Origin of the sequence: Rhizobium sp. BK251 (genome assembly GCF_004345245.1) — a bacterium.
Lineage (GTDB): Bacteria > Pseudomonadota > Alphaproteobacteria > Rhizobiales > Rhizobiaceae > Rhizobium.
In genome coordinates, this window is record NZ_SLUQ01000005.1 from 290615 (window position 1) to 314655 (window position 24041).

At 62.7% G+C, this 24041-nt stretch carries 20 protein-coding genes; 8 read left to right on the top strand and 12 right to left on the bottom strand.

Annotated elements, in window-relative coordinates; translation table 11 throughout:
* Positions 1 to 19 precede the first annotated feature (19 nt).
* The 3 genes from EV286_RS14210 to EV286_RS14220 are packed head-to-tail and all read left to right on the top strand — an operon-like array spanning position 20 to position 3526.
* Entirely contained in the window at positions 20 to 1507 is a 1488-nt protein-coding gene (locus EV286_RS14210; RefSeq protein ID WP_132957791.1) for a CpaF family protein, read from the top strand.
* 11 nt (positions 1508 to 1518) lie between these two features.
* Positions 1519 to 2526 carry a type II secretion system F family protein gene (locus tag EV286_RS14215; protein ID WP_132957792.1) on the top strand — a complete coding sequence of 336 codons (1008 nt, stop codon included), beginning with the start codon at positions 1519 to 1521 and terminating at the stop codon, positions 2524 to 2526.
* A 13-nt stretch (positions 2527 to 2539) separates the two neighbouring features.
* Positions 2540 to 3526 carry a type II secretion system F family protein gene (locus EV286_RS14220; protein WP_132957793.1) on the top strand — a complete coding sequence of 329 codons (987 nt, stop codon included), beginning with the start codon at positions 2540 to 2542 and terminating at the stop codon, positions 3524 to 3526.
* Positions 3527 to 3706: 180 nt separating this feature from the next.
* Here the strand turns inward: EV286_RS14220 and EV286_RS14230 are convergent, their stop codons facing one another.
* Positions 3707 to 4516 carry a tetratricopeptide repeat protein gene (locus tag EV286_RS14230; protein WP_132958062.1) on the bottom strand — a complete coding sequence of 270 codons (810 nt, stop codon included), beginning with the start codon at positions 4514 to 4516 and terminating at the stop codon, positions 3707 to 3709.
* A gap of 161 nt (positions 4517 to 4677) precedes the next feature.
* On the opposite strand from EV286_RS14230, the gene EV286_RS14235 reads away from it, so the two are divergent.
* The 4 genes from EV286_RS14235 to EV286_RS14250 all read left to right on the top strand — a co-directional run bounded on the left by EV286_RS14235 (position 4678) and on the right by EV286_RS14250 (position 7697).
* Positions 4678 to 6069: a M17 family metallopeptidase gene (locus tag EV286_RS14235; protein ID WP_132957795.1), complete on the top strand. Its 1392-nt coding sequence runs from the start codon at positions 4678 to 4680 to the stop codon at positions 6067 to 6069.
* Between the two features lie 101 nt (positions 6070 to 6170).
* Positions 6171 to 6521 carry a MarR family winged helix-turn-helix transcriptional regulator gene (locus EV286_RS14240; RefSeq protein WP_132957796.1) on the top strand — a complete coding sequence of 117 codons (351 nt, stop codon included), beginning with the start codon at positions 6171 to 6173 and terminating at the stop codon, positions 6519 to 6521.
* 10 nt (positions 6522 to 6531) lie between these two features.
* Positions 6532 to 7389: an NlpC/P60 family protein gene (locus EV286_RS14245; RefSeq protein WP_132957797.1), complete on the top strand. Its 858-nt coding sequence runs from the start codon at positions 6532 to 6534 to the stop codon at positions 7387 to 7389.
* A gap of 68 nt (positions 7390 to 7457) precedes the next feature.
* A complete protein-coding gene (locus EV286_RS14250) occupies positions 7458 to 7697 on the top strand; it encodes a hypothetical protein (protein WP_132957798.1) in 240 nt (79 codons plus the stop codon).
* Positions 7698 to 7710: 13 nt separating this feature from the next.
* Here EV286_RS14250 and EV286_RS14255 read toward each other — a convergent pair whose 3' ends face one another.
* The 11 genes from EV286_RS14255 to EV286_RS14305 all read right to left on the bottom strand — a co-directional run bounded on the left by EV286_RS14255 (position 7711) and on the right by EV286_RS14305 (position 22222).
* Positions 7711 to 9105: an amidase gene (locus EV286_RS14255; protein ID WP_132957799.1), complete on the bottom strand. Its 1395-nt coding sequence runs from the start codon at positions 9103 to 9105 to the stop codon at positions 7711 to 7713.
* Between the two features lie 37 nt (positions 9106 to 9142).
* Positions 9143 to 10000, bottom strand: a complete 858-nt coding sequence (locus EV286_RS14260; protein WP_132957800.1) for an ABC transporter permease — start codon at positions 9998 to 10000, stop codon at positions 9143 to 9145.
* A 2-nt stretch (positions 10001 to 10002) separates the two neighbouring features.
* Complete coding sequence (locus EV286_RS14265; protein ID WP_132957801.1) at positions 10003 to 10950, bottom strand: ABC transporter permease; 948 nt, start codon at positions 10948 to 10950, stop codon at positions 10003 to 10005.
* A gap of 49 nt (positions 10951 to 10999) precedes the next feature.
* Positions 11000 to 12529, bottom strand: a complete 1530-nt coding sequence (locus tag EV286_RS14270) for an ABC transporter substrate-binding protein (RefSeq protein ID WP_132957802.1) — start codon at positions 12527 to 12529, stop codon at positions 11000 to 11002.
* A 204-nt stretch (positions 12530 to 12733) separates the two neighbouring features.
* Complete coding sequence (locus tag EV286_RS14275; protein WP_132957803.1) at positions 12734 to 13741, bottom strand: P1 family peptidase; 1008 nt, start codon at positions 13739 to 13741, stop codon at positions 12734 to 12736.
* 221 nt (positions 13742 to 13962) lie between these two features.
* Complete coding sequence (locus EV286_RS14280; RefSeq protein ID WP_132957804.1) at positions 13963 to 14157, bottom strand: hypothetical protein; 195 nt, start codon at positions 14155 to 14157, stop codon at positions 13963 to 13965.
* A 480-nt stretch (positions 14158 to 14637) separates the two neighbouring features.
* Positions 14638 to 17565 (bottom strand): aminotransferase, encoded by a 2928-nt coding sequence (locus tag EV286_RS14285; RefSeq protein WP_132957805.1) that lies wholly within the window; start codon positions 17563 to 17565, stop codon positions 14638 to 14640.
* A gap of 151 nt (positions 17566 to 17716) precedes the next feature.
* A complete protein-coding gene (gene purU / locus EV286_RS14290; RefSeq protein ID WP_132957806.1) occupies positions 17717 to 18601 on the bottom strand; it encodes a formyltetrahydrofolate deformylase in 885 nt (294 codons plus the stop codon).
* Positions 18602 to 18821: 220 nt separating this feature from the next.
* Positions 18822 to 19829 (bottom strand): acyltransferase, encoded by a 1008-nt coding sequence (locus tag EV286_RS14295; protein ID WP_132957807.1) that lies wholly within the window; start codon positions 19827 to 19829, stop codon positions 18822 to 18824.
* A gap of 33 nt (positions 19830 to 19862) precedes the next feature.
* On the bottom strand, positions 19863 to 21122 hold the full coding sequence (locus tag EV286_RS14300; protein ID WP_245500708.1) for a hypothetical protein: 1260 nt from the start codon (positions 21120 to 21122) through the stop codon (positions 19863 to 19865).
* A gap of 68 nt (positions 21123 to 21190) precedes the next feature.
* On the bottom strand, positions 21191 to 22222 hold the full coding sequence (locus EV286_RS14305) for a glycoside hydrolase family 5 protein (RefSeq protein WP_132958063.1): 1032 nt from the start codon (positions 22220 to 22222) through the stop codon (positions 21191 to 21193).
* A gap of 190 nt (positions 22223 to 22412) precedes the next feature.
* On the opposite strand from EV286_RS14305, the gene EV286_RS14310 reads away from it, so the two are divergent.
* The gene (locus EV286_RS14310; RefSeq protein WP_132957808.1) at positions 22413 to 24011 is read left to right on the top strand and encodes a GumC family protein; all 1599 of its coding nucleotides are present in this window, start codon (positions 22413 to 22415) and stop codon (positions 24009 to 24011) included.
* The last annotated feature ends 30 nt before the right edge of the window (positions 24012 to 24041 follow it).

Consider the following 24041-nt stretch of genomic DNA (forward strand, 5'->3'; position numbering starts at 1 on the left):
TTAGACTGGACAGGCTGGTATGTTTGGAAAGCGTGGAAACGAAGGATTTGGCCAGGGTGGCTTCGGCGGAAGCGTGTCTCCCGTCCCGCCACCAATTCCGGCTGCCCCGGCCGCCGCGATACCGTCACCCGGCATCCTTCCCGATGCGGCTCGCGATACCGCGCCGCGCCAGCCGCTGGCGCCACCCCCTGCGCCCGCAGCACAGCGCCGCCGCCCGGCGCGCACCGAGGAATATTACGATACCAAGTCGCAGGTCTTTTCCGCGCTGATCGATACGATCGACCTGTCGCAGCTTTCGAAGCTCGACGCCGAAAGCGCGCGTGAGGAAATCCGCGACATCGTCAACGACATCATCACGATCAAGAACTTCGCGATGTCGATTTCCGAGCAGGAGGAACTGCTCGAGGACATCTGCAACGACGTGCTCGGATATGGTCCGCTCGAACCGCTGCTGGCTCGCGACGACATTGCCGACATCATGGTCAACGGCGCCGGCCAGACCTTCATCGAAGTGGGCGGCAAGACGATCGAGTCCGACATCCGCTTCCGTGATAACGGTCAGTTGCTGTCGATCTGCCAGCGGATCGTCAGCCAGGTCGGCCGCCGCGTCGACGAATCGAGCCCGATCTGCGACGCCCGCCTGCCCGACGGCTCGCGCGTTAACGTCATCGCGCCGCCGCTTGCCATCGACGGGCCGGCACTCACGATCCGCAAGTTCAAGAAGGACAAGCTGACGCTCGACCAGCTCGTGCGCTTCGGTGCGATCACGCCGCAGGGCGCGACGCTGCTGCAGATCATCGGCCGCGTCCGCTGCAACATCGTCATTTCAGGCGGTACCGGCTCGGGCAAGACGACGCTTCTGAACTGCCTGACCAACTATATCGACAAGGAAGAACGCGTCATCACCTGCGAGGATACCGCCGAGCTGCAGCTCCAGCAGCCGCATGTCGTGCGCCTCGAAACCCGCCCGCCGAACATCGAAGGCGAAGGCGAGATCACCATGCGCGACCTCGTCAAGAACTGCCTGCGCATGCGTCCCGAACGCATCATCGTCGGCGAAGTGCGCGGACCGGAGGTCTTCGACCTTCTGCAGGCGATGAACACCGGCCACGACGGCTCAATGGGGACGATCCACGCCAATACGCCACGCGAGTGCCTGAGCCGTATGGAATCGATGATCGCCATGGGCGGCTTCTCGCTGCCTGCGAAGACTGTCCGAGAAATCATTTCCGGCTCGGTCGACATCGTCATCCAGGCTGCGCGTCTTCGCGACGGCTCGCGCCGCATCACGCAGATCACCGAGGTGATCGGCATGGAAGGCGACGTGATCATCACCCAAGATCTCATGCGTTACGAGATCGAGGGCGAAGATGCGAACGGCCGCATCATCGGCCGTCATATCTCGACAGGGATCGGCAAACCGAACTTCTGGGATCGCGCCCGCTACTACAACGAGGAAAAGCGTCTGGCTGCGGCACTGGACGAGATGGAAACCAAGTCGAACTAGGAAGAACTACAATGTTCGGGATCGATCCGATCGTGCTTGCCATAGTCGCGCTCGCTGCCGTTTCCGCGGCGGCGGTGTGCTATGTCGTGCTCTTTTCCAGGATCGAAACGGAGAAGAAGGCCGAAAGCCGCGTCAATCGCGTCAAGTCGGCCGAAACCGATCGCGTCAAGGTCAAGGCCGCCCGCGACCGCGTGCAGGAAATGTCGAAGCGGCGCAAGTCGGTGCAGGATTCGCTGAAGGATATCGAGAAGCGCCATCTCGAAAAATCCAAGAGCACGCTATCGCTGAAGTCGCGGCTCAATCAGGCGGGCCTCTCCGTAACGCCCGCGAAATTTCACGTGTTCAGCGCCGTCTTGGGTCTCTTCGTTCTTGCCGTCTCCTTCATTGCCGGTGCGCCGCTTGTCGTCGTCCTCGGTCTTCCAATCGCCGTCGGGCTCGGCCTGCCGCGCTGGGTGCTGGGTTTCCTCGTGAAGCGCCGGCAGAACAAATTCCTGGACGAGCTTCCGAATGCGCTTGATGTGATCGTCCGTTCGATCCGTTCGGGCCTGCCGCTCAACGACGCGTTGCGGCTTGTCGCTTCAGAGGCGCGCGAGCCCGTCAAGAGTGAGTTTCGGCGCGTGGTCGAGTCCCAGCAGGTCGGCCTCAGCGTCGCGGATGGCTGCGCACGCATGATAAATTACATGCCGCTTCAGGAGGTGAACTTCTTTGCGATCGTTATCGCCATCCAGTCGCAGGCCGGCGGCAACCTTTCCGAAGCGATCGGCAATCTTTCGAGGGTTCTGCGCGAGCGCAAGAAGATGAAGGCCAAGATCAAGGCGCTGTCGATGGAGGCCAAGGCCTCTGCGTGTATCATCGGCGCGCTGCCATTCATCGTCGCGCTGCTCGTCTACCTGACGTCGCCGCAATACATCTCGATCCTCTTCACCGATTCCCGCGGCCACCTGATCCTGGGTCTCTCCGGGGTATGGATGTCGATCGGCATCATGGTCATGCGCAACATGGTCAATTTCGAAATCTGACCGGAGGCTGAGAATGTCACAAGAGCTTGCCGCCAGACTGACCGAGCCGGGCATGCTGATTGCCGTCTTCGTGGCGATCGCCGTGTTCGCAACCTTCTATACGGTTGCCATACCGTTCTTCGAGCGAGGCGACCTCAGCAAGCGCATGAAGGCGGTGTCGACCGAACGCGACCTTATCCGCGCTCGCGAGCGCGCCAAGCTGAACACGGAGGGCGGAGCCAACAAGGCCTCGCTCAGAAGCCAGAACAGTCGTCCAGTCCGCCAGATCGTCGACCGCTTCAACCTCAAGCAGGCGCTCGCCGACGCCAACACGGTCAACCGCCTGCGCGCGGCGGGCTTCCGCTCGGAAAACGCGCTGAACATGTTTCTCGTGGCGCGCTTCCTCCTGCCGTTCATCTTTCTTACGGCCGCCGGGATTTGGGTTTTCGGGCTCGGCAATCTTGCCGAAAAGGCCTTCGGCATCCGCGTGCTGGCCGTTGTTGGAGCCGCTTACGTCGGCTTCTACCTACCGAACATCTATGTCTCGAACCGCATGGGCAAGCGCCAGCACTCGATCAAGCGTGCCTGGCCGGATGCGCTCGACCTTATGCTGATCTGCGTCGAATCGGGTATCTCGATCGAGGCTGCCATGCGTCGCGTCTCGGAGGAGATGGGCGAACAGTCGCCGGCGCTCGCCGAGGAAATGGTGTTGACGACGGCCGAACTCTCCTTCCTCCAGGATCGCCGCGCCGCACTGGACAATCTCGCCACGCGCACGCAGATCGATATCGTCAAGGCGGTGACGCAGGCGCTCATCCAGGCAGACCGATACGGCACGCCGGTCGCGTCTGCGCTGCGTGTGCTGGCCCAGGAAGGGCGTGACGAGCGCATGAACGAAGCCGAAAAGAAGGCGGCCGCCCTGCCGCCGAAGCTCACCGTGCCGATGATCCTGTTTTTCCTGCCCGTTCTCATCGCCGTCATCCTTGGCCCCGCGGGCATCCAGGTCTCCGACAAGTTCTGATAGGGCTTTCAGGAGCGTCGGCGAGCGAGATGACGCGGCTCATCGCGCCACGGCAGCACTTCCCGCAAGGGTGGAAGGCGCCAGAGCAATTCCAGCAAAAACGCGAAGCGGTTTTGCGTCCGAAATTGCTCAAAAACAACGCGACAGAGCGTTTCTGTAATTCGAAGAGAACGAAATGCTCTAGTTGACGGCTGGGGTCGGCTGGTCCTTGCTCGCGAGCTTCTGCCAGGAATTCTGCTGGGAGAGCATGGCGCGCAGGTAGGCGACATTGGCGTCCGCCTGCTGGGGAGAAAGCTCGCGGCGGGCAATTTCCTCGGCTTCCGGGAAGCGGCCCTGGAGACCAACGACGAGGGCGAGGTTCTGGCGCACGCGGCTGTCCGCGCCGGGCTGGTCGGCGGCCGAACGCAGGTAGGTTTCGGCCGTACGGGGATCGTTTGTCAGCACATAGGACATGCCGAGGTTGGAAAGGACCGACGGTTCGTTCGGCTGGATATCCAGCGCGTCGCGGTAGCGGCTGCGGGCCTCGCTGCTGCGTCCGAGCTGGTCGAGGATGGCGCCTTCGGCGGAGATGAGCTTCCAGTCCGGGCGGTCCGGCGTCTGGGCCCGAGTGATGGTGTCGAGCGCCTGCTCGAGCTGCCCGGCTGCGGCCTGTGCCTTGCCGTAGGCGGCCAGCACGCCGCGGTCCTGCGGATTGGCAATCGCCACCTGCTGCATCACGGCGAGCGCCTGGGCATCGCGGCCGCTCATGCGCAGGAGGTTCGCATAGCCTATCCCGGCGTCGCGATCCTTCGGGTTCTTCTCATAGGCGGCGCCCATGCGGTCCGTCGCCGACCTGAGTTCCGTCGTGTTCATTTCCTCGGCTGGCTTGGAAAGCTTGGGAATTGTGCCGGTCGTGATCTTGTCGCTGGTGGTCGAGCACCCGGAAAGTGCAATCGCGACGAGCGCGGCGCTGGCGCCCTGCAGAACGCGGATCTTGAGCGCGGACGGCATTATCCTGGAAGTCATTGCGTGTTCCCGAGGTCCCGATTCGTGCGCCTGGCCTCAAAGCGGAACAGGGAAGGTTTGACGCAATCTCCACTCAAGCAATAATCTGTTAAGCCTAACAGAGAGTTAATCGCCCCGATTCCGCTTTGCATGACCAAAGGATTGTTATGGCCCCCTATCAGTACATCGAACGACCGACCCCTTTCAACACGAAAGGTAGCAAGACTCTCCCGATCTTTGCCGTGACGCCTGCGCACATCGAGACCGGCACGATCGACCCGATCGCGCTCGATTGGGCGCACAAGGCCGGCTACAAGGCCGACAGCGGCTCGCTTCTCCTGATCCCGACCGAGGGCGGCCACCTCGGCGGTGCGCTCTTCGGCCTCGGTGCCAATCCTTCAGAACAGCCATTCCTCACCGGCAAGCTCGCCCGCACCCTGCCGGCCGGCGACTGGCATATCGAGACCGCACCGCTCACCGCAAATCGCCTTTCGCTGGGCTTCGGGCTCGGCAGCTACCGTTTCGATCGCTACAAGTCCGAAAAGACCGCGGCGCCGACACTGCTGATCCCGCGCGATGCCGATGCGGCCGACATCAAGCGCCAACTGGCGGGTGTCTTCCTTGCTCGCGATCTCATCAATACTCCGACGAACGACATGGGACCCGAGCAGCTCGAGGCCGCCTTCCGCGGCCTTGCCGAGCACTACAAGGCGGAGATGTCGGTCATCATCGGCGATGATCTCCTGAAGGAGAACTTCCCGCTGGTCCACACGGTGGGCCGCGCCAGCGCAGACGCGCCGCGCCTCCTGGAACTGCGCTGGGGCAAGAAGGGCTATCGCAAGGTGACGCTGGTCGGCAAGGGCGTCTGCTTCGATACGGGCGGCCTCGACATCAAGTCGGCGGCCTCCATGCTTTTGATGAAGAAGGACATGGGTGGCGCCGCCAACGTCATGGGCCTGGCGCTGATGATCATGGATGCGAAGCTCAAGGTGGACCTGCGCGTCATCGTCCCGGTGGTCGAGAACTCTATCTCCTCGAACGCCTTCCGTCCCGGCGATATCTACCGCAGCCGCAAGGGCCTGACCGTCCAGATCGACAACACCGACGCCGAGGGCAGGCTGATCCTCGCCGACGCGCTCGCCTATGCAGATGAGGAAGCTCCTGACCTGATGGTCGATATGGCGACGCTGACGGGAGCCGCCCGCGTGGCGCTCGGCCCCGATCTGCCGCCCTTCTACACGGATGACGACGGCCTTGCGCACGACCTGACCGAGGCGAGCCTGGAAACGGACGATCCGCTGTGGCGCATGCCGCTCTATATGGGCTACGACAAGGATATCCGCAGCAAGTTCGCCGACATCACCAATTCGCCTTCCGGCGGAATGGCGGGCTCGATCACCGCGGCGCTCTTCCTGAAACGCTTCGTCACGAAGACGCCGAGCTGGGTCCATTTCGACATCTACGGCTGGGCGCAATCCGAACGGCCGCATTCACCCGGCGGTGGCGAGGCGCAGGCGATCCGGGCCCTCTACCATCACATTCGAAACAGCGTTCGTTAGAATTTTATTCACCTTGAAAGGCGGCGCTTTGCGCCGCCTCTTGTCCTTGCGGGCGAGTTGCGGAAAAATGGAACGTCAGCGTAACGGTTTCGGAGTTCCTGTTGCCCATTGAGTTGACCGCCTCGCAGGCGCTTGGTTTGTGGCATGGCGTTGTGCTGGAGCAAGTCCGGCAGGACAGGCGGGATCTGACCCTGCGGCAGATGGCTATCCTGTTGCATATCTATCTCGTGCCGCCGCCGCATACCGTCCGCGGGCTTGCCGCGACGCTCGAAGTCACCAAGCCGGTCATCACGCGGGCGCTTGACACGATGGGCGAATTGGGGCTGGTCGATCGCGTACGCGATGACAGCGACCGCAGAAATGTCGTCATCAAGCGGACGGTCGCGGGCGCGCTCTATCTCGAGAAGCTCTGCGACCTCGTGCGAGACCAGGGCCGCCGTCTTCCGGTTTGAGAGGAATGAAATGACCAACTTCGATCGCCGCCTGCATGCCTTCCGCCCGGACCTCGCGGAGATGGCGCTTCAAGACCAGGTCGATGCGCAACGCTTTGTCAGCGGAACGCCGGCGCGGGTCGCCCTTCCGGTCGTGGCGCTGCGCCCGAAGCCGGATCTCGCCACCGGAATCGACACTGAATTACTCCTCGGCGAAGAGGTGACCGTCTTCGACCGCGCCGACGGCTGGTGCTGGGTGAAGGCGGTGTCGGACGGCTATGTCGGATACCTGCCGCAGGACGCGCTGGAAGAGCCTGGCGCGGCGCCCACTCACATCGTTACCGTGCAGCGCACGTTCGTCTATCCGGAGCCGGAACTGCGCAAGCCCTATTCCCGAACCCTCTCGATGGGCAGCCGCGTAAGGATCGCCGGCGAGGCTGAAACCCGCGGCAACCACTATGTCGTGCTGGAGGATGGGACCGCGATCTTTGCGAAGCACGTACAGCCGCTCGGCGCGCTCGACGGTGCTGACTATGTCGAGATCGCGGCGCGCTTTCTGGGCACGCCGTATCTCTGGGGTGGGCGATCCGGCCTCGGCATCGACTGTTCGGGCCTCGTACAGCTTTCGCTGCTGATGACCGGAAGGGCCGCCCCGCGCGACACCGACATGCAGTCGGAAGGTCTCGGCGAGATGATCGGCCGTACGCAGCTCGGACGCGGCGATCTGGTCTTCTGGAAGGGGCATGTCGCGATCATGGAGGACGAGAGCACCATCCTCCATGCCAGCGGTCACACCATGAGCGTGGCGCGCGAGAACTTCGAGGCCGCCGTCAAGCGGATCGGCTGGCTGTACGCGCAGCCGACGGGCTATCGTCGCCCGCGTATCTGAGCCCGGAACCATCCTTCGCCGAGCCCGTTGCATCTCAAGACATCGGAACGCTTGAGAGGAGCAATGTCATGGCGATTTCTTCGATGAAGCAGAAGGTTCGGGAAATCCTCGGCGACAAGAGCCAGGCGATTGGTGCGAAGATTGACCGTCTCCGCACGCTCCAGAGCGAGGCGCGCGGCGTGCAGCGCGCCGCGACCGAAAGCCCCATGGCAGCGGATGACGGTCTGCAGGACGACCTGCGGATGGTGGAGAAGGCTCTGCAGGAGCTCGGCGCCGATAGCGAGGAAAAGGGGGCGGCGACGCTCTGAAGACGAGCTGCCCTCAGCAAGCAGTCGGCGGTTGCGGCCATCTGTCGGCGCCACCCCACCAGTTCTCGAAGGCCTTCGAGAGCCGCAGCACGCGCATGTCGTCGAAGCGCGGCCCGACGATCTGCAGGCCGATCGGCATGCCGGATTTCGAGAAGCCGCAATTGATCGAGGAGGCCGGCTGCTCCGACATGTTCCACGGCACGGTGAATCCGATATGCTCGAAGGGCCGCTCCGGATCGTTGGTGGGTGATGCCCAATCCGCCGGATAGGAGACGATGGGGTTGGTCGGCGAAAGCACGGCGTCGACCGTCGTGAACAGCCGGCCACAGGCCTTGCGCATCTCTATAGTCTGGTTGAAGCCGCGAACCACTTCGAGGCCTGTCAGCGTGGCTCCACGGCGCGCCCATTCGTGGATATAGGGAAGGATCATCGAGCGCCGTTCCTCGCTGAGACCGGCGATGTCGCCCCAGAATTTTGCGCGCCAGAAATTGTCGAGCCCATTCAGCATGTCCCGGGTCAATACCGGCCGGACTTCCTCGATGACGGCACCGGCTCGTTCGAAGAGCTTTGCCGCGGCGACCACAGCCTCATGCACCTCTGGATCGACGGGCAGGCCGCAGCCGGCGTCGAGCATCAGCCCGATCCGCATGCCGCGCACATCGATGTAGAGGTCCATCCAGTCGATCTCGTTCGGCGGCAGGCTTGTACCATCCCTCCAGTCCGGCCGCGAGAGCGTTGCCATCGAATAGGCGGCATCCTCGACCCTGCGTACCATCGGGCCGGCGCATCGTCCGACGTAGTAGGGATCGACGGGAATGCGGCCATGGCTCGGCTTGAAGCCGAAAACGCCTGTCCAGCCGGCCGGCAGCCGGACTGAGCCGCCGATGTCCGTCCCGATATGCAGGGGGCCGTATCCTGCCGCCGCTGCCGCTGCCGCGCCCGCACTCGATCCTCCCGGATTCTGTGAAATGTCCCATGGGTTTCGACTGAGGTGGTGGAAACTGGAAAGCCCCGAGGTGAGCATGCCGTAGTCGGGGCAGGTGGTCTTCGCGAAGATCACGGCACCATCCTCGCGCAGCCGTGCCGCGATCGGTGCGTCGGCATCCGCCGGGACGAGTTCGACCGCCCTGGTGCCGAGCGGGACCGGCTGGCCTTGCGTTGCTATCAGTTCCTTGAGGGTCACCGGTATACCGTCGAGAGGACCCATTGGCCGGCGCTTTGCCCAGCGCTCTGTCGATGCCTGGGCCTGCCTGCGAGCTTCTTCCGGGTCATAGGCGTAAAGCGCGCAGATGCTCGGCTCCCACGCAGCGATATGCGGCTCCAGGGCGAGCCAGTATTCCAGCGGCGAGAGATCCCGCTTGGAGAAGTGCCGGCGCAGTTCGAGGATCGAAATATCCGTTTCGGTCATGGGCAATCTCTCAAATCCGTCGTCCTAGAGCATATCCTCATCGCCGGACCTCTCGCGGATCGAGGAGGTCGCGCAGGCCATCTCCAAGGAGGTTGAAGCCAAGGACGGAGATCGCGATTGCAAGTCCCGGGAGAATCGCAAGCCACGGCGCAAGCGAGAGATACGTCTGGGATTCCGCCAGCATTCGCCCCCATGTCGGGGCGGGCGGTGCCAGACCGAGGCCGAGGAAGGAAAGTCCCGCCTCGGTCAGAATAGCGAGCCCGAGCTGGATCGTCGCCTGCACGATGAGCGGGCTTGCGACATTGGGCAGGACATGGCGCACCGAGATGGTGAACTGGCTGTCGCCGATGCCGCGCGCCGCCGTCACATATTCCCGGCTCCAGGCCTGCAACGCCGAGGCAAGCGAGACGCGGGCGAAGACCGGAATCATGAAGGTCGCGATGGCGGCGATTGCGGTGAGCCGGCCCGCGCCGAGGAAGGCGCCCAGCACCATGGCGGAGAGGATCGGCGGTACGGAAAAGATGACGTCGCAGGCGCGCATGAGCAGGCCTTCGAAGAGGCCGCGCCTTGCGGCCGCGGCGAGACCGAGAATGGTGCCTGTTGTTCCGCCGATCGCGACGGCCGCCAGCGATACCGACAGCGAATTCCAGCACCCGACCATCAGCATCGAAAGCATGTCCCGCCCGAACTGGTCAGTGCCAAGCAGGCCGTAGGACAGGGGCGGCTGCAGCTTGTGGATGATCTGCATCCTTGCCGGCGGGGCTGGCGTCCAGACGAGAGAAAGCAATGCGATGCAGCCGAGCATCCCTGTAATGGCCGCGCCGGCGACAAGCCCCGGGCGGCGGCTCAGCATGTGAAGCCGATTGATCGTCGGTACGTCGAAGAGCGGCGCCATGGTCAGGTCCCGCTTCTCATTCGCGGATCGATCGCGAGGTAGGAGAGGTCGACGAGGAAGTTCACGATGAGGACGAGACCGGAGAAGAGCAGGACCACGTCCTGCATGACGATAACGTCGCGCTGCGACAGCGCCTGGTAGGCAAGCCGCCCCAGTCCGGGAAGGTTGAACACGTTCTCGACGAGTACGGCGCCGGCGACCAGGAAGGTGAATTGCAGCCCGAGGATCGTCAGGATCGGCACGAGTGCATTCGGCAGGACGTGGCGCCACAGCACGAAGGAAGGGGAAAGGCCCTTGGCGAGCGCTGTACGTGCGAAGTCCTCGTGAAGCGTGTCGAGCATTGCCGAGCGCGTGACGCGGGTGAGCACTCCGGCCTGGGGCAGGGCAAGCGCGATCGCGGGCAGAAGAAGGGCGCGAAATGCCGGCAGCGCTCCTGCCTCCCATCCCGGAAAGCCGCCTGCGGGCATCCAGCCGAGCCTTGTCGAAAACAGGATGATGAGCAGAAGCGCTACCCAGAAGGCGGGGACCGCGACGCTCGCCTGGGAAAATATCGAGGCTGCCACATCCAGCAGGCGCCCGCGATGCGAAGCCGCAAGGACACCGAACGGCACGGCGACAAGAAGCGAGAGGACAATGGCCATCACCGCGAGGGGCAATGTGACGGCGAGCCTTTCAAGAAGCAGCCCGGCGACCGGAACGCCGTAGGTATAGGACTGGCCGAGATCGCCGCTGAGCGCGCCGGCAAGCCAACGCCCATATCGCAGGATGAGCGGCTGGTCGAGGCCGAGATCGTGGCGCAGCGCGGCAAGCGTTTCCGGCGTTGCCGAGGTACCCAGCATAATCGAGGCAGGATCGCCCGGCAAAAGCTCCATGATGACGAAGACCAGCAGCGAGACGGCGAGGAGCGTCACCAGCAGGCTCGTTATCCTACGCGATAGAAGAGCGATCATTCCATCCCATTCCCGAGATCAAAGCATGGCAAGGAAGTCGGCTAAGGAGCTATTCTTCCCAGGAGACGTCTCTGAGGACGTTGGAGGGGATCGGCTCGTCTTCCCAAAGGCCCTTTAGCTTCTTGTCCCAGACGCCCAGCTTCGGCATCACGAAGAGATAGAGAGCGGGCACGTCTTCCGCGATAATCCTCTGGGCCTCACCGTAGAGCCTGTTCTGCTCCTCGGTATTGGCCGTTTCCTGCACCTTCTTCATGATGTCGTTGAAGGCCGGGTTGTTATAGTTGAAGTAGTAAGGATCGCGCGAATAGATATCGATGTCCAGCGGCTCGGCATGGGCGACGATCGTCATGTCGTAGTCCCTGCCCGTGAAAACGTCCTGTACCCATTTCGCGGGGAATTCGGTCGGCTCGATGTTCATGGTGACGCCGACTTCGGCCAGCATCGCCTGTATGATCTGGGCGCTGCGCGGCGCATAGGCCATCTGCGGCGTCTTGATGGTGAAGGTGAAGCCGTGCGGATAGCCAGCCTCCGCAAGCAGCTCCTTCGCCTGTTCCGGGTCGTAGGGCAGAACTCCGGTCATGATCTGGTAGCCCGGATCGTTGGGCGTGTAGTGGCTGCCGATGGCCGTGCCGAGGCCGGACCAGGCGCCCTCGATGAGCGTTTGCCTATCGATCGCCATCATCAGCGCCTGTCGTACGCGCTTGTCGCTGAAAGGCTTGCGCGCATTGTTCATGCCCGCCACGACCTTGAGCTCGGTATTGCCGATTCTCGTGGTCAGCCGCGGATCGCCCTCGAAAGAGCTCATCAATTCCGGCGCTGCGAATTCCGGAAAGGCGTCGAGATCGCCGGATTGCAGGGCCGCGGCCTGCGCTTGCGGGTCGGAAATGAAGCGGAAGGTAACCTTGTCTAGTTTGGCCTGCCGGTCCTTGTTCCAGTAGTCGCGGTTCCTTTCGAGCTCGACATGGTCGCCTTTCGCCCAGGTGACGAACTTGAACGGGCCGGTGCCGATCGGCGTCGTCTTGTCGTTGGCAGAGGATTTCGTTCCGACCATCACGGAGGCCGGCCAGCCTAGCCAGTAGAGCAGCCTTCCCGTCGGGGCGGACAGGCGCAGGATGAGCGTTTCGGAGTCGGGCGTATCGATCGAGGCGATGGAGGCGAAAAAGCGCTTTTGCGGATTGACGGAGTCCGCGCCGCGGGCGCGGTCGAGCGCAAACTTCGCAGTGGAGGAATCGAAAACCTCGCCGTCATGGAATTTCACGCCGCTCTGGAGCTGGAACGTGTAGATGAGGCCGTCGCGGGAGATATTCCAGGTCTTGGCAAGCTGGGGCTGAATCCTGCCATTCTCGTCAATTGCGACGAGACCCTCGAAGACGTTCTGCCAGGTAACCTGCCCGATGGCGACGGGCGCGGCGATCGTGGGGTCAAGTCCGGTCGGCTCGACGCTCATTCCTAGGGCGAGTGTCGTTTTCGCCGCTTCGGCTTGGGTGAGCCCTGCCAAAAGCAGGCCCGCCGAGGAGACGACCGCGAAGGACGCCTGCCGAAAAATTCGCAGCCAGTGCGAACCTGAAAACGCGATCATGCTATCCCCCTTGCCGGGCCGAGGGCGCACCCGGCCTTTTACTAAAATAGTGTCACTACCCCAACATTCACAAAATTGCGAATTTGTGGCTCGCTGTAGCCGAAGTGGCTACGCTTTGGATCGGCGCGGCCGGTCGCGTCATTCCTTTCCCGAGACATTGACGTCAGCTTCGCGCCGCGCGCTGCGGTGCGCACGCCGACCTGCCTAGTTGCTCGCCCCCGCGAATCGGTCGCGCCAAGCAGCCTGCGCTCCGTCGACCAGCAGCGCCGTTGCCTCGTATATCCCGCGTGCCACTGCCCGCGCCATCACGCTTGTCGCCAGATGGCAAAGTTCCATGAAGTCGGGCATCCCATCGAGCGGGCGTGCACCAGTGGCTGCGGCAAAGATCGTGTCGCCGTCGAAAGGCAGATGTGCCGGTAGCAGCGCCCTGGCAAGCCCGTCATGCGCCATGATCGAAAGCCGGTGGGCTTCGGCCTTTGTGAGCGTGGTGTCCGTTGCGATAACCCCGATGGTCGTGGCTGTGACCTTCACGCCCTTGATTCGCATCGCCGTGTCGGCGTCGTTGATCATGGGCGGAAGGCCGAGCCCGCCGAATTCGCGGTTCCTCTCAAAGGGCGCTGCCCAGAAATGCGGTCCTTCTCCGATCGTCGCCGAGCCCAGCGCATTGACGGCGACGAGGGCAGCGATCCGATGGCCCGACGATGTCGTGGCGCTAGCGGAACCCAGGCCGCCCTTGAAGGTTGCTGTCGTTGCGCCGGTCCCCGCGCCGGCGGTGCCTAGCTCGAAGGCGCCCTTGCGGGCCGCGACGAATGCGTCGTAGCCCATGTCGCGATACGGCGAGTGACGACCCCATTCCTTGTTGCCGCCGTTCAGAAGGTCCATCAGGATTGCCTGCGGCACGATCGGTACGAGAACAGAACCCACCTGCAGGCCACGGCCAGTCTCGCGCAGGCCTGCCTGCACGCCGCCTGCGGCATCGAGCCCGAATGCGGACCCGCCCGAAAGCACGAAGGCGTCGACCCTGTCCACCGTCATCGCCGGGTCGAGCAGGCCCGTATCGCGCCCGCCGGGCGCGCCGCCAAGAACGGTACCGGAAGCGATCACCGGTTCGTCGAAGATGATGGCGGTCACGCCCGAGGCGAGAATTGGATCGGTGCAATGACCCACGGAGATGCCGTCGATATCGGTCAGAAGATTGAGTGCTTCAGTCAACGGAACGTCCTTCCCTCGCGCCACGCCGTCCCGTTTATAAGGGGTAGGCATCGGCTGATTTCAGCGGACTGTACCGAAAGAAATCCCGATCGCAACCAAGCGGGAGTAGAGCGGGAGCATGAGGCAAAATGATAATCGGCCCGAGCGGTGCCGGGCCGAATCAAGAACATCTGCAGCTTGCGAGCGGCCTGCCTCCCTCGCAGCAGGCGAGGGGACCGACATCAGGCATGAATGGGTTTCGGAATGCGCTTGGTCATCAGATCATGGATGGCAAGGCGCACTTCGTCCGTCGAGCTGAAACGCTGCTCGTCGAGATCGTGAACATGAAATTTGACGGCGATGAACTTCAGCCGGTCCTCGTCTGGAACGACGATGCCGACAGGAACGCCTGCATACTCGATTACTTGCTTCTTCATTATAAACACTCCCACTGCGCACGGCGCAGTCATGGCGAACTGACAATCTTGACCTGGAATTAGGAGGCGAACGTCACATTCGACAGCACGGGCGGGAGAGCGCGCCCGAACGGTCAGAGCCGAGCACAGACCACCCAAGGACTGAAGCGATGACTTCATGTTCAACCATGTCACTTTTCCTCAGTTGGCGTTGCACTCAAGGTTCGCTTGGCGAACCGGTTTGGCCCACAATAGTCTACTTATCTTGTAGAATATAGTGGAGATGATGCTACAAACATATTCCGAATGATGTCAAAATATCGGCGGTTCGCAAAATTAAATTCCGCTTTAGATCGAATCTTCGAAACAAATTGTCACACTTTTGTCATTCGGGCTGGCGCCGTTAGCACCAGTCGAACACCGCGCTGACATAGGAACCATACCAGTATTCGGCAATGCCGGCGTAGTGGAAAATTTGTCGCGGGGGCCGGCCGCAACACGTCACCAGCCCTCGTCGAGTGCCTTTTCCAGCGTATCGACGAAGAAATCGGCACTTTCCCGGCTGATGCAGAGGGGCGGCTTGATCTTCAACACATTAAGGTGATCGCCGGTCGGCTGCATGATGACGCCGAGTTCCAGGAGCCTGTCGCAGATCGCAGTGGTTTCCTCCGTGGCGGGCGCGAGGTTTTCGCGGTCGCGGATAAATTCGACGCCGAGATAGAGACCCATACCATGCACGGCGCCGACGATCGGAAAACGGTCGATCAGGGCGGCAAGGCGGGCCTTGAGATGATCGCCCACCTCGCGGGCGTTTTCCTGCAGCGCCTCCTCCTCCATGACGTCAAGCACCGTCAGGCCGGCGACGCAGCTGACCGGGCTGCCGCCGGCGGAGGAAAAGAAATATCCGTCCTGTTCAAGCGACTGGGCAACGTCGTGCCGGGTGATGACCGCGCCGAGCGGGTGTCCGTTGCCCATGCCCTTCGCAATCGTGATGATGTCGGGAATGACGCCCTGCTGCTCGAAACTCCAGAAATGATGTCCAAGGCGCCCGTAACCGACCTGGACCTCGTCGGCGATGCACAGCCCGCCTCTGGCCCTGATCAGCCCGTAAACCTGCTTCAGGTAGCCGTCGGGTAGAACCATGCCACCGGAATTGCCGTAGACGGGCTCGCAGATGAAGCCCGCGATCTTCTCGCCCTTTCCGTCGATCGCTTCCAGGATCGGCAGGATCGTCTCCACGTAGTCGGTCGCCGAATCAGGCCCGCGGAACTGGCCGCGATAGGTGTTGGGCGAGAAGGATGCGTGCACCCAGTCCGGCCGTGTGGTCAGGGCGCGAGGATTGTCGGCAATCGAAGTGGAGACGGCGTCGCTTGCCATCGACCAGCCGTGATAGCCGCCGAGCAGGCAGAGCATGTTTCGTGCGCCCGTATGGGCATAGGCAAGCCGCAGGGCGAGGTCGTTTGCCTCCGAACCGCTGTTGACCAGGAACACCGTGTCGAGCCCCTCAGGCGCCAGGGCCGCCAGCCGCTCGGTAAATTCGGTGATCGCCGCATAGTGGAAACGCGAATTGGTATTGATCCGCGACCATTGCGCGCTGATCGCCGAAACTAATCGCGGATGTCCGTGGCCGAGAGTTGAGACGTTGTTGATCATGTCGAGGTAGCTGCGACCCTCGACGTCGAACATGTGCTCCTTCCAGCCCCGTTCGAACTGGGGAGGCTTCTTGAAGTAGTTCTTCTGGGATGCCGCGAAATGCTCGCGCCGGCGCGAAAGCAGTTCGGCACTCGCCGGCTGCGGCGCCTCGCTGCCGGGGCCGAGCAGCCCGGTGGGCGAGGGGCATATGTCGGCCCAGGCATTCGCCTGGTTCGCATGGGAAAAAAGCGGCGGCTCGATCGTCGCGACACGGCAGAGCTGGACGCGGAGGCCGCCGATCGAGCCGGGTTCGCCGGCGACAGATCCGAGCGGCTCGCCCCTGGCGACCTCGGCGCCTTCCACGAATGTGCAGTCAAGTCCGTCGAGATGGAGGCAGACCTGCGTGCCGACGAGCACGAGATGCTGTCCCCGCCACTGTATGCGCCCGTCGAAAGGTGCTGCTGCCACCGTTCCGGCCGGCAGGCAGACGTCGACATGCAGGGCGAAAGTCGCCGACGGACTTCCGCTGAGCTGCATTGACCTTGATAGCCGGTATTCGCCATAGCGGGTTGCCGCAAAACCGCTTTCGGCTGCCTCTCTCGCGAGAAGGCGCCAGTCCATGTCCTCCCGCCGCCAGTTGCCGGCGCTGAAAAGGGGGCTCGTCACGCCGAGATCCGTGTAGGCGATCTTTTCCGGGCCGACATCGGGAAACAGGGGTGACAAGTCCGCCGCGTCGACGGGCGTGGTGGCAATTCCGGCCGTCTGGAGCAGCGCGACTTCCATGAGCTCGGACGGCACCGACGTCGCCGTCTCGAAGATCTCGCGTTCATGGGCAAGGTTGCCGCGGACATATTCGTTGCCGGGGTCGATCGAGAGCTGCTTCTCGCCGCTTGCAACCAGGATGACCGCCCGCGCGACGATCAGCGGCCAAAGGGCCCGCAGCTCCTGCTCGTTCAGCGGATAGATCGCATGATAGGCCTTGACGGCGGGCAGGATGTAGAAGGAATCGCCGGAGGCGTGGTGCAGCAGGGATGCGCAGGTCACGGCGAGGTCGCCCACCAGCCATCCGCGAATGATATCGCCGAAATCGATTACGCCATCGGGTATCAGCTGGCCGTTGATATCGCTGTGGCTGACGACGTTGTCATCGGTCACGTCATGATGCACCGCCTGGACGCGCAGCCTGCCCGCAAGCGGCTGGATGCGCCGCACGGCCATCACCATCGTCTTGGCGATGCGGTCGCGGGCCTCGTGGTCGGTGATCGCCGCGAGGAGCTGCACTGCCACTGGTCCGGCCTTGCGCAGGTCCCACTGCAGGCTCCTGTCCAGGCCGGGATGGTCGAAATCGGCAAGCGCCTGTGCGAGCTGGGCGCAGAGCGCTCCAAGCGCCGAGATGGTGGTCGCCGGCAGATATTTGCGGCTGGTCAGCGATTGCCCCTCCAGATATTCGAGGAGGCGCACCTTGCAGGCTTGCTCGCCGACGGTGAGCGACAGTATCTCTTCGCCGCTTGTCGCCGCGACGATCTTCGGCACGCGCGGCGCTCCGGGCGTGGCTTCGAGGTGGTGGATTGCCGCGTTCTGGGCCTCCAGCTCTCTGGTGGCGTAATCCGCGTGGCAAATCTTCAGCACATAGCTCGCATCGCCGGTGTCGACGCGGTAATTGCAGTCCTGCTGGCTGCCGAGATCGGTAAGGGTGCCGGACAGTCCATAGTGGGTCTTGAGTATATCTTCGGCATCCGTGACGGCGACGTCGGGCCGCGGCAGATCCATGCGGTCAAGAAGCGCTGCGTCCGTCATGGCTCCCCCCAAGGACGATTCGATCTCGAGAAATAGATAAGGGAAGCTGTGCCGTCGGCAAGCAGAAGATGCCGCGGCGGGCCCGCACAAGGCCCGCTGCGGCTAAAAAAGCGCCGTTTCGCGCTGGCGCCGTTTCTGCAGCAGGGGTCGGTCAGCCCATGCGTTCGGATGCGTAGCTGCCCGGGCTGGCCGGGAAAACGACGGTGCGATTGCCGTTGATGAAGGTGCGATGATGGATATGGGCGTGGATGGCACGCGCCAACACCTGGCTTTCGACGTCGCGGCCCATCGAGACGTAGTCCTCGGCACTCTGGGCATGGGTCACGCGCACCGTGTCCTGCTCGATGATCGGGCCTTCGTCGAGATCCGAGGTGACGTAATGGGCGGTGGCACCGATCAGCTTTACTCCGCGCTCATAGGCCTGCTTGTACGGGTTGGCGCCCTTGAAGCTCGGCAGGAACGAGTGGTGGATGTTGATGATGCGGCCGGACATCTTCTTGCAGAGTGCGTCCGACAGCACCTGCATGTAGCGCGCCAGCACGACGAGTTCCGTGCCGCTCTGCTCCACGAGGTCGAGAAGCTGGGCCTCGGCCTGCGGCTTGTTGTCCTTGGTGACCTTGATGTAATGGAACGGGATGTCGTGATTGACGACGACCTTCTGGTAGTCGAAGTGGTTAGAGACGACACCGACGATGTCGATCGACAAGGCGCCGATCTTCCAGCGATAGAGCAGGTCGTTCAGGCAGTGACCGAAGCGTGACACCATCAGCAGCACCTTCATGCGCTTGGCCGCATCGATGATCTCCGCATCCATCCCAAACTTCTCGGCGACCGGCTTGAAGCCTTCCGCCAGTGCGTCCTGCGGAACGCCTTCCTCCGAGATGAAGCTCACGCGCATGAAGAACTTGCCGGTGTCGAGGTCGTCGAATTGGGAGGAGTCGACGATGTTGCAGCCCTGGTCGGCGAGATAGTTGGAAATGGCCGCTACGATCCCGCGCGTCGACTTGCAGGAAACCGTCAATACGTAGCTCTTCATGTCTCTCCCCTCTTGCGGCAGGTAGCCTGTGCCCTGCTTAGATCAAACGGAAAGTCCTCGGAAGGCCGGGGCACTTTCATTCATGCAACAATCGCCTCCGTGCGCCATCAGGATCCCGCACGAAACTTGCAAAATTGCCGTCACGCAGACGCAGCTTAAGACCGGGTGCGGCAGGAATTCCGTTCCGGTTGCGCCTTCCAGCCGCGTATCCCCGCCGTTGTCAGGCGGCGAGTGCCACTCTTCTGCGTCGCGGCGTCGTCAGCTCATGGATGAGCGCACCGGCGACCGACGACAGGACGAGGCAAAGCGCAATGAAGATGAATGCGTTCTGGAGGATGCCGATGTGGAAGTGGTTGTTCACGATCCGCAGGAAGGCGAGCGTGAAGGCGTGCGTGATGTAGATACTGTAGGAAGCGTCGCCGAGATAATTCAGCCATCCGATCGTGCGGAATTTCGAGAAGTCGATCGAGACGGCGCCGTAGATGATGAAAAGCGCGGGAATGCCCCACATGTAGGAGCGCATCGTCACGTCGCAGAGGAACTCGTTGATCACGAGGAAGGCGAAGCCGAGGGCCAGGGCCGCCCAGCCGGCCGGCTGCGGCAGGAGGATCTTTTGCATGTAGAGGCGCCCCAGCAGGGCGCCGGCCAGGAACTCCAGGATGATCGGATTACCATAGAAGGTGGTCGCTGTTGTTGCCGGCAGCAGGTGGCAGACGGCGAGGATGAGGACGAAGGCCGCGACGAGACCGGCCAGGCGCCTTTCTTCCGGCACGGTCAGGAGCGCCGCAAAGACGAGATAGAAGAACATCTCGTAGTTCAAGGTCCAGCCCGGCACCACGACCGGCACGATCATGCTGGTATCAGCGGGGTTGACCCATGGCAGGAAGACGAGCGAGGCGAGAAGATGCGGAACATCGAAGACCGTCGATTTCAGGATTGACGGCACGGCAAAGGCAACGGCCGCGGAAAACAGGGTCGCCATCCAATAGAGCGGCACGATGCGCCGGATGCGGCGGCGGTAGAACTCCATCGGGGAAATCTGCCGGCCGGCGGTGGTCAGCCACATGACGAAGCCGCTCAGCACGAAGAAGATGTCGACGCCGGTCTCGCCGAAGAGATAGCGCTCGGGGTCGAAGGACGGATCGACCTTCTGGAACTGCAGCACCGCATGGAAATAGACGACCATCAGCGCAGCGATCGCGCGGAGATACTGAAGCTGGACAAGCATTGGGCGCCTTGCTCCCTCGATGGTTCGGGAGGCTCAGGTTGACCTTGCCCTCTCCGGCACCTTGCTACTCGCTACATTTGCCAGGTGTCCCAGCGCCGCCCGCGGCTTTTCCGAGAACCGCATGTAGCCGACGAGGAGCCACAAAAGCCCGGCGATCTTCATGGAGAAGATCGCAGTGCCGCCGATCATCATATTCAGGAAAAGGAAAAGAGAAAGTGAATGCGCGCAGCGCCGTTGCGGTGCCGTGTCGCCTGCCGGGTAGAGGCAGACGAAGAGCCAGAAGGCCAGGAGACCGAAGATCGTCGTGCCGTAGATGAGATAGGCATAGCCGCTGTCCCCAAACTCGGCGACGCGGTCGATCGACAGGCCAAGCGTGGAGGGGATGTCGAGGTCCATCAGCTTCCGGATCGTCAGGCTGATGCGCCCGGTGAAGTTGTCGCCATCGGCATCCGGCTTGAGGATATAGACGACAAAGCCCGTCGCCACGATCATCGGCATCAGCAGCAGGCTGAAAAGCTTCGGTATCCTCGGAAAGGCGAAATAGCCGACGATGCAGGCGAAACAGAAGATCAGCATCGTGCGGGTGTCGTTTGTGAGCAGGATCAACACCGCGGTCGCGATGAACAGCATTCGGTCGCGCCGGCCGAGCATCGGCCAGAAGGTGACGAGATAGATCGCGATCACGCCGCAGAAATTGGCAAGCGACACCTGCTCGAGGAAGATAGAAGAGGAGCGATGGTCGATGATGCCGAAGGAGAATCGCTCCGCAAAGCCGAGCGCATTCTGGAAGAGGCCCGTCGTATTGAAGCTCAGCGGCTTGATGCCACGCGTGTTCTCGAAATAGTCCGACGGGTGGAACAGGCCGACATAGAGCTGCACGTCGACGATTTCGCAAACCAGGAAGATGAGCACCGCCGTACAGGACCAGCGGAAGGCGAGCTTCACCGTCCTTTCGTTCGCCCAGGTGCCGAGCCCGGCGAAGCAGAACATGATCAACACGTTGCGGAAATGATCGATGAAGACGAGCCTGTTGAGCGCGATTACATAGACCGTCACGACGAGCGTGAAGAAGAGATAGAAGAGGGCGCCAAGGTCCGCCTCGTAGAAGCCGCGATTGAGCAGATAGGCAATCGACGCGATCATGATGACCGCTTCGCAAAGCGCGACATGCGACAGCGAGAGCGGCACGATGTTGTGGTTCACGAAGGCGAGCAGGCAATTGTAGAGCACCGAGAACACGGCCAGGGCAAGAATGGGATAGTCGATGCGCTGGTTCTCGTCGGCGATAGGCATGATTGTCCGATGTACGGGCAGGAGGCTCGCGCGACGATAGCAGCCGCGTGATTCGCCTCAAAACGCTTTCAGTTGGTGGCCGGCTTCACCATGGCGCAGTCGGACGAGGCGGCGACCTTCGGATCGAGGGCCGCATTCAACGCTACTGCCTGCGGGCGTTCCCTGCGGTTCTGCGGCTGCACGTTATAGGCCTCGCCCGGCGGCCACCATTCGCCCGCCGCCCAATAGCTCCAGCCGAGCCAGGCATCGCCATTGTCGCCCATGGTTTTCAGCACCTTCGAAAGCGCCTCGACGCAGGCCTCTTCCGAGGAAACGCCGAACTCGCCGAGAAAGCCGCGCTTGTTGTTCTGCTTCAGCCAGGTGGTCATGCCGGCGATTGCCTTGACGGCATTGTCCGCGCCTTCGCAGCTTTCGTGTGTTCCCGATGAATCGACGTCGAAATACTGGTGGACCTCGAAGCCATAGTTGTCGAGCGGGTCCTTGACGCCGAGCATGACGGTGCCGTTCGCGCCGCCAAGGACATCCTTCTCCCAGCTTCCGGCACCGCTCCAGACTGTGCCGGGGACGAGGACGAGGTTGCGCGCGCCGACGATCCTGATTGCGCGGATCGCCGCATTGGCGGATTTCAGCCAGTCGGTGGCCTTGATGTCGTACGGTTCGTTCATCAGCCCGAAGGCGACGCCCTCCCGGTTGGCGAACTCGACGGCGAGGCGCGCCCAGAAATCGGCAAAAGCGGCGTTGGTGGCAGGCGCCTTGCCCACCTGGCCCTTGTCGTAGTAGCCGAAATTATGCGGATCGAGCAGCACTGCCATGCCGTGCTTCCGGATCAGCGCGACGCTGTCGGAGAGCCGCTTCAGTTCGTTAGCATCGAGTGCGGCGCCGAGCCTCGGCTGCAGTCGCTCCCACCGAAAGGGAAGCCGGATAATCGTCATGCCCTTGGCGGCAAAATGCAGAACCGTCCGTTCCGAGGGGTATATGTAATTGGTACCGTAGACACCGTTCCGGTCGCCGTATTCGGCGCCGGAGAGATTCACGCCCTGATAGCAGAGCGCAGGGGATCCGGCGACGGCGGCGTGGCCCGTCGCAACCAGCGGCAGCAGGACCGCGCTCCAGCGCGGAAGCTGGCGACAAATCCCGGAAGTCCTCTTGCGCCAGCCCCTCACGTCACTTCCTTCCTGTCGCTCCCCGATGCTCGTTGGCGGCGAATTTAACGGTCCGTTAGCTAAGAATTTCTAAAGTCGGTAGCAATTCTACCGGTGTTGGAACACTGGCGGATGACGAAAGTCCGAGATGAGCTCATACGACAGGAACAGGGTAAGCCGTCTGCCCAACTGGCGCAGCAACGAACCGCATTCACCTGCGGTGGAAGGCGTGCGTCCGCGCGGCCCCGTGGTCAGTCCTGCCGAATTCATGGCGCTCCGAAAGCCTCGCGCGGCGGCAGTGTCGCCCGTCCCCGAACCAGCCGCCGAGATCATCGAGGAGCAGGAGACCCGTGTCCGTCAGGATGAGGTGAAGGTCACAGCGCCGGATGTCCCCGAACCCCAGACGGAGGAGCCGGCACGCGAGGTCCCGCTTCTCGACATCCGCTCCGCCGTTCAGGCAATCTGGCAGCGGCGCCGGCTGATCGTCGTCCTGGCAGCGATCGGCGCTGTGCTTGGTGCTGTCCTTCTCCCGAGCCTGCCCCGCAAGTATACGGCGGAGACCAGCCTCTATTTCAATCCGCGGCTGGGAAGCACGGGAGACGCCTCGCAGGCGGCAGCCTCCCCTGAACTGATCACCTCCATGATCGACAGCCAGGTCCAGATCCTGGTGTCCGGCAATGTCATGCGCCGGGTCGCTGATGCGCTGAAGCTCTCGCAGGACCCGGCGTTTGGCAATGCCGGCCCCTCGGTCGCCACGGCGGCGCTGCAAAAGGCCGTATCGGTCGCCCGCGAAAGCAACACCTATGTCGTTTCCCTGAAGGTGACGACCAACGATCCCGCAAAATCAGCACGCATCGCCAACCAGATCGTCTCCTCCTTCGTGGAGGAGGAAGGTGCCGCCTCCTCGGACATCTACAAGACGACCTCTACCGCACTCGACGGCCGGTTGGACGAACTGCGCCTGCGGGTGCAGGAGGCCGAGCAGGCTGTCGAAAACTTCCGCGCCGAAAACGACATGGCGACGGCGGACGGCAACCTCATTTCCGACCAGCGCCTGAGTTCGCTGAACGAGCTGCTGGTCACCGCGCAGAGCCGCACGATCCAGGCCAAGGCGAGGGCGGATGCCGCCTCGAACCTCAGCTTCGAGACGGTCGTTGCCGGTGCGCAGCCGGAGGGCAGCGTCTCCTCCACGCTCGCGAACCTGCGCCAGCAATATGCCTCACTTGCCGCAACGGTCGGCAGCCTCGAAAGCCAGCTCGGTTCCCGTCACCCGCGGCTGCTTGCCGCGCGCTCCTCGCTGGAGAGCCTCGCAGGCGAAATCCGCAGCGAATTGCGCCGGCAGGCAAGTTCGGCCCGCGCCGATTATGAGCAGGCACGCAAGGCGGAAGAGGCAATCGGCAAGGAACTGGCCGTCCAGAAGGCGCAGCAGGCCAATGGCTCGGACAGGCTGATCGAGCTCAAGGAGCTCGAGCGCAAGGCGGCGGCTGCCAGGGAAATCTACGAGTCGGTGATGAAGCGCTCGGGCGAGACGAGCGAGGAGCAGAATGTTGCGCAAAGCAACATCCGCGTCATCTCGAAGGCAGAGCCGCCGATCAAGGCGGACGGAGCGGGCGGCAAGGTGCTGATGGTTGCGGGCCTTGTCGGTGGCTTCGGCTTCGGCCTGGCGATCGGCGCTTTCATCGCGATCCTGGCAGGTCTTTCGACCCACCCCCTGATCCGGAGTTATCTCCGCAGGCCGTCTGCCTGAACCTCTTCAATTCGGCGCGAGCGCCGCTTG